The following is a 12,461-nucleotide window of genomic DNA, read 5'->3' on the forward strand; positions in this document are numbered from 1 at the left end:
AGATAAGAATAGAATCACGTGAATCTGAACGAGCATAAAATACAGGAAAACCGGTTTGAGATCTCTTTTGTGGGTGAGGAATCGGCTTCGCGGAGCTTTCAGTCGCGTTTTAGTGTGATTCTTAAATCGCGCCTGGCTCCGATGATGGATCGCGTAATGGACGAATTTCACGGGGAAGGACAGTTTACGAAAATCAACCGGTTACAGCTGGATCTGGGTACGGTAAGCCTGCGTACTTTTGAGCATGATATCGAACAAAAGCTGAAGGAAGAACTCAGGAAGCAGTTAAAGAAAGCTCATGCTGATGCCGGAATTCAGCAGCAAAATAGTGCCAAAACGGCCCAGGGACGTTCGGAGGCGCAGCATAAACTGGAGCTGCTTAACTACTACCTGATGTCAGGCCGGTTGCCCTGGTGGGGACAGTCTCAGCAAAAAATAACCATGGAGGATCTTTTCCTGCAGATGCTTTCATCCAATAAAACGGCTCTGCTGAAGTGGCTGCGTAAAAAAGGACATGTTTCTCATCTGCGCTCCCGGTTGGTAAAGCAGTTTAACGAAGCCACCTTACTGAAATTAGTGGGCAGCCTGGTACCTGCAGAACGGGAATTCATCAAGGATTACGTGCGGGACATCCGAAGGGCGCATAAAAAGAAAGTTATCACTAAAACAAGTGAAGAGCAGCTGAACGAAGCCCTTTGGGATGTGATCCTGAGCTATTTACTGCAAGACCGTGGCACCCGTTTCAACCGGAAAGCCTTCTTAAAATGGAATCTTTCAAAGCTTGCCGGGAAATATAGAATAGAGTATGAGGAGCTGGTTAAACGTCTGCAGCATAGCCTGGATCAGATTGAGGTAAATCAAAAGTATCATAGTGAGCTAAAGGATCTGATCAAGGAGATTTCTTATGAAAGCCGTGATCTTGGTAAAGAAGAGAGTCATTCAGTGCAGAAAAGAAGTGAAGCTTTAATTCACTTCATTGCTTTTATGGAAGGACGTAGAATGGAAATGAATGAAAAGCACGCGTCCATAAGTCAGCTTTGGGCTGTTTTACTGAAACAGGAAAAGTTGGCATTGGTAGAAGCGGTGCTTTTATATGCCAAATCAGCTTCTGTAAGAAAAAGATTGGTTAAAGGCTTATCGGAGAAAGCATTATCGGAATTGGTAGAGGCACTGGAACCTTCCCATGCGGGCTTCATTCTTTCATTTTTGGAGCATGCGGAAAGCATCCGCGAGCAACAGCACATCCAGACCAAAAGCCGTGATGATTTTCGGCAGTCTGTCTGGGAATTTGTGGTGCAGTTTTTGGTGGAAGAAAAAGGCACCCGCTTCAATCAAAAGGAATTTGTGCGTTCTAACCTGAAGCACCTGGCGATAAAATACCGGGTGAGTTTTGAGGAAGTGCTGAGCTATTTCATGGAAATCGTTGAGCAGGCAAAAACAAAAACGAAACCTTCGGCTAGTCTGCCTGAACTGGTGATCGCACTGTTTGAGGAAAACCGGGAAACCTCTGCGAAAAAAAAGGCAGTGTCTTACACGGATTCTGTAGTTATTGCACAATGGGACCGGTTTGAAGTGCTGAAAATCTATTTGCAAAGTGGCTTTACGGAAATGAAAAAAAGCCGCCGGTTTGAGGTGTATAAGGAGTTGTTCAACCAGCCGGAGATGCAGCTACAAGAGTTTTTAAAAGCTTCATTGTCTTCGCCTGAGGCGATGCAGCGTTTGGTGTCCGATTGGAATACGGAAGAATTCAGACGCTTTTTGAAAGAATCCTTGTTACCGGCCGATTATAAGCTTGTTTGGAGTTTTTGGAATGTGTTGAGAGAAGAAATGAAGTTTGCTCAAACCTTGAATATCGCAGAACGCAGGATCTTCTTTGGTTCGGTTATTGATATGCTGGTGTCTGCCCGAAAGCCTTCTGCCCTGGAGATCATGCAAGCTATGGCGGGTATCGCTGTAACTCATTTTTCGGTGGAGAAGAAGGTGATTATACGCGTTGCCGAAAGAACATCGGGGCTAAAGTCAGATGAAATTATGGAGCAGCATTTGCCGGAAAGGACTGCAGAGCTCATTGCTTTATTGGCCGCGCAGCCTGCGGGTGGAGCAGAAGTGGTGAAAAAGCTGGACAAGCAGTCTGCGATAGAACTATTGCAGTTTTTGGCATTTCGTCTGGAACTGCAATCCAAAGTGTATGTGCATGGACGCAGCTTGAGGTGGGAAAAAGTGATGTTTTGGGTTTTTAAGCATCAGCCCAAAGCGAGTGAGCAGTTTTTTAAAAAACCGATACGGGTTTCCGGATTAATAGAGCGCAGACGGTTAACGGCTTTTTATCGAAAGTCGTTGGAGGTGGCTGAGAAAAAATCCGGGCAAATACCGGCAGTTTCACGCTTGAAGGAACTACTCGGCAGTCGTGTGGAAGAAAACCGCCAAAAGGCTAAGAGGACTGAACTAAAAGGTTCGGTGGTAGAAATATCTCCGCAGGTATTATTCAAGTTTTTAGAAGGAGATAAAGCAACAGAACTTTCAGAAACAGAATTGTTGACACTGCTGGAATCGCTAAACCGGTCACACTACAAGGCTATTCGGCAGTATTTATTGCAACAGGTTCAGAACACGGACAGAATACAAAGCTGGATGGAGCGGTTTTCGGACCGGGTGTTATTGCGCCTGGTGCATGTGATAAGTGGCACGGCTTTGGCACAGAAAATGCGCTTCACACAAGAGGTATTGCAAAGCTGGCGAAATACCGGTGGGAAGTCAGCTACTGTCACAACGAAAGAAATCAGGGTATTGCAATGGCGTATCATGTTGGGTTTTAGCGAGCCGATACATTCGGCTGGAAGCCAGTGGAAGGCCGCTTTTGTACGCCATGTGCTGACCACGATTTATGAAGGCGAAAAGCTTATCACCCCGAAAAAAATAAATAGGCGACAGCAATTGATGCTGGCTTTGCTACGCACTAAAACGAAGAACACCGATACATGGTGGAAGCCGGCCCTTAACGAAGTTTACAAGGAATGGGGACAGAAGTTGGAGGATGCGGGGCAGATCAAGACAGCGGCAATTGAGGAGCAAGATTTAGCACAAGAAAAGCAACATGAAGAAGCAACGGAGCAAGGATTTGAGCACGATCTTGATGAGCCCATCTATATAGAAAATGCGGGGATGGTGCTGTTGGGAGCTTTTTTGCCGATGTATTTCTCTCGACTGGAATTTCTGGAAGGGAATAAATTTAGAAGCCCGGAGGCCTTGTATCGAGCCGTTCACCTGTTGCAATATATGGTGAGCGGGGAGAAAGAACCGAATGAATATGACCTGACGCTGAACAAAATACTGTGCGGGATGGACATCATAGAGCCGGTGCCGCGAAAGGTGGAATTCAAGAAATCAGAGTTGGAGCTATCGGATAGCTTGCTGGAATCTATGATTGAGCAGTGGAAAATGATCGGGGACACTTCGGTGGTAGGTTTCCGGGAATCGTTTTTAAAGCGGGAAGGAAAATTGGTGGATCAGGAAGAATCCTGGCAACTGACGGTGGAGGTAAAGGGCTACGATATGCTGCTGGATCAACTGCCGTGGAGTATTTCGATGGTGATGCACAAGTGGATGCAAAAGAGAATACAGGTGGAGTGGCGATGAGTACGAATGCAACGAAGCAAAATGCGGCGACGATCCAAAAAGAACTGGACTGGTTTAATGCGGTGTTAGAGGCCCGTTTCCAGATTTATTTTGAGCAGGAGGGGCCACATGAAAGCATTTTTGAATTGGAGCCGCCAACGGTGGAGGAAGACTCTTCGATGTATGCCGACCTGATTCGGCACTATAGCATGCAGGTGCCGGAAAGGCTGGTGATGCTGCTGGCCCTGATCCCCCATATTTATCCACAAATGCTAGACATCTTTTTCACTAAAAATTCCAAGTTTGACCGTGGGTTTTCAGAGTTTGGAGGGATTAAGGGAAACAGTCATGGCGGTTTTATTCCCACAGGAGAAACCGCTTTATTTTTACTGGCGGGGAATAACCTGGAGCTTCGGTTTCATTACCTGCAGCTGTTTGATAAAGAGCATTTCTTTTTTAAACACAACATCCTGCGGCTGGAGCATGCAGAAAAAAAAGAGCCGTTTTTAAGCGGTACGCTGCTGCTTTCGGATGAATATGTGTCGTATTTTACGCGTGCCAGATCCCATAGTCCCGAGTATCATACCGACTTCCCGGCTAAGAAAATCACTACCGATCTTGAATGGGATGAGCTGGTGCTGGATCCAAAAGTAAAAGAAGAGCTGGAAGATGTGCGGGCCTGGCTTAATCACAAGGATACCATGCTGTATACATGGGGCATGGCCAAAAACCTGAAGCCTGGGTATAAGTGTTTATTCTATGGTCCATCGGGGACGGGTAAGACGCTGGCAGCTTCTCTTTTGGGGAAAGTTACAGGTCTGGAAGTGTACCGCGTGGATTTATCCATGATTGTATCGAAATACATCGGAGAAACGGAGAAAAACCTGGCCGGAGTGTTTGACCAAGCCGAGCACAAAAACTGGATTTTGTTTTTTGATGAGGCCGATGCCCTGTTTGGCCGGCGTACCCAAACCAAAAGCTCCAACGACCGCTATGCCAACCAGGAAGTGGCGTACCTGCTGCAGCGGATTGAGGATTTCCAGGGGGTGGTTATTCTGGCAACCAATCTTAAAAACAACATCGATGATGCCTTTGCCCGTCGATTTCAGTCGCTGATTCATTTTCCTGTGCCAAGCGCAGAAGAGCGATATCGAATTTGGAAGAACCTGCTTTCCAATGGGGTGCCGGTGGCTCCAGAAATTGATATAGATCAAATCGCCGAGAAACACGAGATTGCGGGGGGTACCATTATCAACGTGCTCCGGTACAGTGCGCTGCAGGCGTTGAAAAAAGAACACAGCCAGATTGAAGAGGAAGATCTGCTGAAAGGCATCCGCCGCGAACATAATAAAAAGGGGAAGACGGTATTATGAATTTTAGAATGACGAATAGGGTACAAGCCATAGGCGGTATAATCATCTTGATGTTTTTATTGGTTGGAGCGACTCAAAAAGTAGAAGCTCAAACTCCCGATTCCACGGCAGCCGATTCGCTTTCGCATGCTCTGCGCAGCCAGAAATATTCGGGTTTGGGACCGGTTACTGAGCAGGATTGGGGAGATTATCAGGGTATCGCTGATTCGGTAGCGCCGCTGGGTGATTTTATTCTAAAGGATTCGGTGGAGGTTTTTGGCTGGCATCCCTACTGGAGCGGTACGGCGTACAAGAACTACGATTTCTCAATGCTGTCTACCATCGCCTATTTTTCTTATGAGTTGAATCCTAAGACCGGGGGCTATAAAACCATTCACGACTGGAAAACCACGGCACTTATTGACAGTGCACGGGCAGAAAATCCCAATATTAAAATTTTGCTCACGGTCACCAACTTCGGTAAAAAGAACAACCGTGAATTCCTTGGAGTGATCAGAGGACAAGGGGCACGAAAGCAGAATCTGATCGATAGCTTGCAAGTGTTACTTAAGCTTCGCAAAGCCGATGGGGTAGTTCTTGATTTTGAGGATGTCGGCAGGCTGGAAAAAAAATCTCTGACCGATTTTGTAAAGGAACTCAGTACAGCTCTGAAACCAAATAAATATTTGGTCTCAATGACCTTGCCGGCTTATGATCCCCATGAGATTTACGATGTGAAAGAGCTGACGCCATTTGTAGATCGCTTCATTATCATGACGTATGGCTACTATTATTCCGGCAGTAAAAAGGCGGGCCCGGTTTCTCCGCTGGTGCCATCCAATACCTGGGGACAGGGAAGTGTGGAGCAATCGTTGCAGGATTATGCCAAGCTGGGATTGCCACCGTCCAAGACGCTGGTGGGGGTGCCGTATTACGGCGAGATGTGGGAAACGCATTCGGCTGACGTGCCGGCCGATGTAAAACGGTTTCGGGGCACCCGAACCTACAAACAAATCAGAAATGCCTTCCCCTATCAGCCCAAATTTGATCAGGATAGCTATAGCGCCTATTTTAACTACACTCGTCAGGATAACGGTGAACACCGGCAGCTTTGGTTTGAGGATGAACGCTCGCTGGCGCCTTTGTACGACCGGGTGAATCAGGGCAATTACCGGGGAGTGGGACTCTGGGCTCTGGGGGATGATGACGGCTACCAGGATCTATGGGAATTACTTGCCGATAAATTTGGAGTGGAGGGGAAAATAGATACGACCAAAATAGATGAAACGGAAGATGAAATAGTGGATGCCGCCCATAAGATAGAAAAAGATGCGGAAAAGGCAGTTGGCTACCTGGGTGAATGGGTGAACGATGCCAAAGCCTGGCTGGGCATCAAATCAAACCTGGAGACTCCAATTGTTTTCCTGGTGCTGGTAGCTTTGACCATTTTGTTATTTCCTGTAGTGTTTTTTGTGGTGAAACTGAAGGAGCTGATCAAAGAACACTCCGTGGCTTTATACTTTGTAGTAAGCCTGATTTTACTGCTGAGCATTATTTTTGATAAGGATATTCTGGTGGAAAGCCCACAACGCATTCCAGCTATGGATATGGTATTGCTGCTTATAGCCACAGCTACCCTTGGCGTTTTGGTAGCTAATCTGTTGCATCACCTGGTATTTAATAAGAAGGATTTGCCGTAGGCGGGATAAGCTTGGGGTTTTATTTATTTCGGTAATTTTCAGCTATCAGCTATCAGCTATCAGCTATCAGCTATCAGCTATCAGCTATCAGCTATTAGCTATTAGGTGACTGGTTCAAGCGCCCCGCTTGGACCAATGGGGGCAACTAAAACACCACCCAAGCGAGACGCTTACGGTAGGGGTGGTTAGGGTAGTTTGATCAGGATTATTAATTAAACACCTTCGTTATCACAAAGTGATGTCTTGTACAGGTTAATAAATATGTTATTGCTGTAGAAGGTTGATAATTCAGTGACTATTGATTCTGGCAGTCCCCGAATGGGGACGAAATATAATAGCCCCGGGTAAGCCTGTTTGGGCTTCCCCCGCTTGCGGGGAGCAGAACAGGCGCAGCCCGGGGTTCAATGAAGAAGAAAAGCCCAGCTTCGCCCCGAAAATGTGTGGGATTGTGTTGCCTGACGAAGCTTTGGCAACTCACTTCCCAATACCCATGCTTGCCCAACTCTCGGCAGGTTGTCATACTTCAACATTTACAAAATTTGTTTTTCATCCTGATCATCCAGAAAAATCCTGTAAATCCCGGTTCAAATATCGATAGTTACAAACGCCCGAAATCAAATTAACCCGCGCGATTTCAGCTCCAGGTATTTGTTGATGGCATTTACCGAAAGCTCTTTGGGAGGCGTCAGTATAGTTTGAATGCCCCGTTGGTTCAACGCCCGAACAATTTGTCGCTTTTCAAAGCTGAATTTTTCGGCGATGGTTTGGGTATAAATTTCGCCAAGCGTTTCAGGCTTTTTCTCGATCAGGCGTGTCATTTCGGTGTTTTCGAAGAAGATGGTGACCAGCAGGTGCCGGTTGGCAATTTGCTGCAGGTAGGGCAGCTGTCGTTCCATGGCCGAAAAAGTTTCGAAGTTGGTGTACAAAAGTACCAGGCTGCGTTGATTCACGTGCTTGCGCAGAGCTATAAGCATGCGCTCAAAATCAGATTCCAGGAAGTTGGTCTGCAGGTTATAGAGGCGCTCCTGAATTCGCCGGATGTGCGTGCGGCGCTTTTGAGGTTTTACCACACCGGCATTCTCATTCGAAAACGTGATGAGTCCGGCTTTGTCGTCTTTCAATAAGGCGATATTGGAAATCACCAGGCTGGTGTTGATGGCGTAATCCAGCAGGTGCAGCCCGTCAAAAGGCATTTTCATCACCCGGCCGGTATCAATGATGTTGATGATATTTTGCGAACGCTCGTCCTGGTACTGGTTTACCATTAGCTCGTTGGCGCGGGCGGTGGCTTTCCAGTTTATAGAGCGCACATCATCCCCGCGCACGTATTCCTTAATCTGATCGAATTCCATGGTGTGGCCCAACCGGCGTATTTTTTTGATGCCTGCATCAGTAAGGCGGTTGGAAATGACATACATCTCAAATTTACGCATCTGAATAAAGGAGGGATACACCGGCACGGTTTCAGAAGCCGGGATAGTTACACTTCTTCTTACAAAACCCAAAGCTGTTTGCAGAAACACATTGATGTCTCCAAAGTCGTATTCCCCGCGCTGGGTGGGGCGTAGTTCATAACGGAATTCCTGTTCCTGATTAGGAGGAAGTGAAGTAGAAATGCTAAAATCACGCAGCTGAAATTGGTGAGGCACTTCATCAATTATTTCAACCTTCACGGTGAAATTCAGGGAGCTGTTAATCTGAAGTCGAATTGGATTTTCATCTCCATTGGAAAGCCGTTGCGGGGTGACACGCTGCCCCGAAAGTGGATTTTTACGACTGTATAAAATGAGCGCATCAACCCCAAAAAACACGATAAATCCATAAAAAATAATTTCCCCAATAGGCCCTACCACCGGCACGAAGTATCCAATTACAAAAACCAATACAATGCCAGCCAGCACCTGGAAAAACCGGTTGCTGAGATGCAGTTGTTTAAAAATGGTGATGGGGTTCATTCTGTCTTTATTTCAATTACGAAGAGTGAAAAGTCTTCCCTTGAGGCTCCGAGTAGTCGGAGGGATTTAGCCGGGATGGGTGTTGGCGCCAAGGGAAAGAACATCATAATTTGTTGTTTAACTTTTATCCTTTGGCACTAACACCCTCCGCCGGTTTTGGCAAGCCAAAACTAAGGCACCTCCCTCAAGGGAGGACTTTCCTATTCCAGCATAAAATCCTTAATAATTTATTTGAGTTTGCACCCACTAAGGGGGGCAGCTGTTCGTCATACTATCAAAATCTATCACCTCGGCACCTCCACCTTCTCTAAAATTGTTTGAATCACCTGGTCGGGTTTCATGCCTTCCATTTCCTTTTCCGGGGTGAGGGTGATGCGGTGACGCAGTACGGGGTTGATGACTTCCTTCACATCCTCCGGGGTGATGAAATCACGTCCCTGCATAGCTGCATAAGCCTGTGAGGCACGCATCACAAACACCGAAGCCCGCGGGGAAGCCCCAATGGAAACCGAAGCGCTGTTGCGGGTGTTCTGGATAATTTTGGCGATGTATTCCATCACTTCCGGCGCCACGTGAATGGAAGAAACCGTCTCGCGCTGGGTAGCGATTTCTTCTGCCGAAACCACTTTGTTTAGCTGACTGATATCCAGCTTATTCTTCCGCGAGTAACTGCCTTCGATGATTTTAATTTCTTCCTCCAGCGAAGGATAAGGCACATCAATGCGAAACAGGAAGCGGTCGAGTTGGGCCTCGGGCAGGCGGTAAGTGCCTTCGTGTTCAATAGGGTTTTGCGTAGCTACTACCATGAACGGGGCGTCCATCGGGTAGGTATGGCCATCAACGGTCACTTGCCGTTCCTCCATCACCTCAAACAGGGCCGCCTGCGTTTTAGCCGGCGAGCGGTTGATCTCATCAATCAGCACCAAATTGGAAAAAACCGGACCTTGCTTGAATTCAAAATCGGTGGTTTTGGGATTGAAAACAGAGGTGCCAATTACATCGGCCGGCATTAAATCCGGGGTGAACTGGATGCGGGAGAAGCCGGAATCGATGGTTTGGGCCAGCAGTTTCGTGGTCAGTGTTTTGGCTACACCGGGCACGCCTTCGATCAGCACGTGGCCATCGGCCAGTAAGGCAGCAATTAACAAATCCACCAGGTTCTTCTGCCCGATGATAATTTTGCCAATTTCCCCCCGGATTTTATCCACCATTTGTTCCACGCCGGAGAGATCAATACGGTTTTCAAAAGGGCGGAAGGTCTCGGAATGTTGTTCTTCAGTGCTCATCGTTGGCTCTTTTTATAGAAGTGGTCTATCGCTTCGGTTAGCTGTTTCAATTCTTTTGGGGTGATGTTTTCCTTAGATCGCACAGACTCAATTTGGCTAAAAAGATGGTCAATACGGTTTGATTCCAATCCAGACCTGAGGGCTACATCGTTTCGGAAATCTTTATCTGCTTCGGAGGTATCCAAGCCCAGCCGGCTTCGAATATAATCAAAGAAAAACTGGATTTTCTTATCGGCTATCAGCTTGTGGCTTCCTTTCTCCAGGTACAGGCTGCCGATGGTTTGTGCAAATTCAATGCTGGAATTTTTGGGAGCTTTAATCTCAGGAATGATACGCTGCCGACGCTTTGCACGGAAAAGCATAAATAATACCACGCCAGACAGTCCCAGAAACCAGCCCCATTTTAGATATTCCTGGGATACCACATAACGAAGTCCGCTGCCCCGTGCCCGGTAGACTTGCTTGTAATATTCATCCCAAACTGTCGGTTGAACGGGCAGGTAAGAGAGAGCTTTAAGGGCGTATTCGGCCCCGGTTTTATTCCTAACCAGGTAATTGGTAAACAATGTGGGGTTGGCGTGCAAATAAATGGAGCCCTGGCCCCGGTTTATCTTAAGGAAAATAGGTTCTTCCTTTTCATTCACCCCAAGAATAACAGAATTGGATGTATCTGTGCTGGAGAAATAGGTTTGGGTGGTGCTTTGATAAAAGGGATATCCGCCTTTTTTCTGGAGCATGGGATTGCTAAAATGTACGTAGCTGGTATCATCATCTACGATAGAACCGCCACCCAGCAACGGGTTTTGATAGGTGGTACCAAGATTCAACGTGTCGGCAAATAAACCGCTGTAACTACGGGCGGCGATAAAAACCTGACTGCCATTTTCTACCCAGCGCAGTAGCTTCTGAGATTCCCACTCATCCAGTTGGAAGTTTGTGTTGATGAAGATCCAGTTCTGGGTGCTTTGGAGGCTATCGGGGCGCTGAAAAAGTGGCTGTTGGTTTTGGCTGATATCGGTGCCTGGAAAAGTCTCGGGCAGTAATTCGTGCAAGATATATCCGCCGTAGGGAATGTCGTCAGCGGCAGAAAAACTTTCGGTCCAGTCTAACGGAGTAGGCCGTAAGAGCTCAATCAGCAGGAAGAGAGCGATCAGAACGCCGAGAATGAAATAGTAGGTTCGTTCTTGTTTCAGCAAACCTTCACCCTAATGTATTTTTAAACTTCCGGTAAATGGTCTGCACTTTTTTGAATTCCAGCTGATCAATCTCAAAATCTCCATATTCCACATATTCGTAATACAGTGTTAGATCGCGGAAGGGTGATTTGGATGGATGAGTATCTATTTCCTGCAGGTAATCACGATTGGTTTTGTCGGATTTCCAGGTGATGATACTTTTTGAGGATAACTGTTGCAGGGCTTTTAGGTACAGCAGGCGGACGGCATCATGGTAGTTATTATCCGCGATGGCTTGCTCCAGCAACTGATCGTAATTTGTTTTTTGGGGATTGCTTTGGGTGAAACCGGGCATAACTTTCTCGCCGGCTTTATTACCTGAGAATGCCGACCGGATGTTTCCGCCCATAATTTGGTTGATTAGCCCGATAATCATCAACCCGAAAATGATGAAAAATATAATACGGATGAGGGTATTGGCCCAGGGTTGTTCAAACAGGTAACCGATGGCTTGTATGAGCCAAAGGACTATTCGGTCCCACAATGATTCGGGATTCTGTGGGATTTCCTGATAGTCAAAAACCGGGTCCGAAGTGATGGCTTCGAGTGTTTCAGGTGGTGCGGTACGTACATCTACCTGGCTGCTGTCGGTGGGCAAAGGCGCTGAGTCCGCTTGAGCAAAAGCCGTTGCTGACAGCATCAGCGACAGGATAATTTGCAGGAGTAAGTGGGTGGATAAGGTTTTTGAGTTCATGTATACGCTAAAATACATCAGAAAAGTAAGCGAGTAAACCTGGTTTATGGGCTAAAGGGGATTTGGGGATAAGGTAGGTCGGGCAGATTTGCCCGACCCTTCAATGCGGGTTTTGGCTATCTCGGAGCCCAATTTTCGTTCATCAAATTTCCACTGCTGATATTCGGGCGAAAATTGTTTGTTGGGTGATCGGCTTTTTTACCGATAGGTAGCCTCTAACGGGGCAATCCTGGATTCCTAAAATGCTCCGTAGGAGCAAAATGTTGGTAGGTCTTTCCGTGAGATCTTTTAAGTCTGTGACTTAAAAGCCCAAGTAAAAGATCGGTTGACATGGCAGAATGCCAAGATCCCGCAAGTCTCTGACTTGCCTGCCGCCCCGTAATGTTGCCATGATGTTAAGCCAATGAAGGGTGGCATAAGTCACCATCGCACATCCCCCTGGTTCAGACCTGAAGGTCTAAACCGGTCTCCCTTCAAAGGGAGAATTACTACATACTAAATTTTGGATAGTGCAAGACTCAGATATTAAAATGGACTTACTACATTTTACTGGACACGAAGTTAAGGTATATTGTTGGCTACATACTAATTGAATCAAATGAGCAAACCAGAACGAAGAACATT

Annotated in this window: 7 protein-coding genes; 3 read left to right on the forward strand and 4 right to left on the reverse strand. The window is 46.8% G+C overall.

Annotated elements, in window-relative coordinates:
- Positions 1–18 precede the first annotated feature (18 nt).
- From FN815_RS04535 to FN815_RS04545, 3 genes are read left to right on the forward strand one after another with little or no spacing between them, the layout of a single operon-like run.
- The gene (locus FN815_RS04535) at positions 19–3,636 is read left to right on the forward strand and encodes a contractile injection system tape measure protein (protein ID WP_142453416.1); all 3,618 of its coding nucleotides are present in this window, start codon (positions 19–21) and stop codon (positions 3,634–3,636) included.
- A complete protein-coding gene (locus tag FN815_RS04540) occupies positions 3,573–4,988 on the forward strand; it encodes an ATP-binding protein (protein WP_221930233.1) in 1,416 nt (471 codons plus the stop codon). The genes FN815_RS04535 and FN815_RS04540 overlap by 64 nt, the downstream gene beginning before the upstream one ends.
- Entirely contained in the window at positions 4,985–6,667 is a 1,683-nt protein-coding gene (locus tag FN815_RS04545; protein ID WP_142453417.1) for a glycosyl hydrolase family 18 protein, read from the forward strand. The genes FN815_RS04540 and FN815_RS04545 overlap by 4 nt, the downstream gene beginning before the upstream one ends.
- Positions 6,668–7,281: 614 nt before the next feature.
- Here the strand turns inward: FN815_RS04545 and FN815_RS04550 are convergent.
- The 4 genes from FN815_RS04550 to FN815_RS04565 all read right to left on the reverse strand — a co-directional run bounded on the left by FN815_RS04550 (position 7,282) and on the right by FN815_RS04565 (position 11,837).
- Positions 7,282–8,622, reverse strand: coding sequence for a DUF58 domain-containing protein (locus FN815_RS04550; RefSeq protein WP_142453418.1), 1,341 nt, complete (start codon positions 8,620–8,622; stop codon positions 7,282–7,284).
- A 284-nt stretch (positions 8,623–8,906) separates the two neighbouring features.
- Positions 8,907–9,908 carry an AAA family ATPase gene (locus tag FN815_RS04555; RefSeq protein ID WP_142453419.1) on the reverse strand — a complete coding sequence of 334 codons (1,002 nt, stop codon included), beginning with the start codon at positions 9,906–9,908 and terminating at the stop codon, positions 8,907–8,909.
- A complete protein-coding gene (locus tag FN815_RS04560) occupies positions 9,905–11,104 on the reverse strand; it encodes a DUF4350 domain-containing protein (RefSeq protein ID WP_142453420.1) in 1,200 nt (399 codons plus the stop codon). The genes FN815_RS04555 and FN815_RS04560 overlap by 4 nt, the downstream gene beginning before the upstream one ends.
- 4 nt (positions 11,105–11,108) lie before the next feature.
- Positions 11,109–11,837 (reverse strand): DUF4129 domain-containing protein, encoded by a 729-nt coding sequence (locus tag FN815_RS04565; protein ID WP_185957161.1) that lies wholly within the window; start codon positions 11,835–11,837, stop codon positions 11,109–11,111.
- Between the last annotated feature and the right edge of the window lie 624 nt (positions 11,838–12,461).

The sequence above is a fragment of the Gracilimonas mengyeensis genome, from assembly GCF_900182705.1.
In the GTDB taxonomy this organism is placed as follows: domain Bacteria; phylum Bacteroidota; class Rhodothermia; order Balneolales; family Balneolaceae; genus Gracilimonas; species Gracilimonas mengyeensis.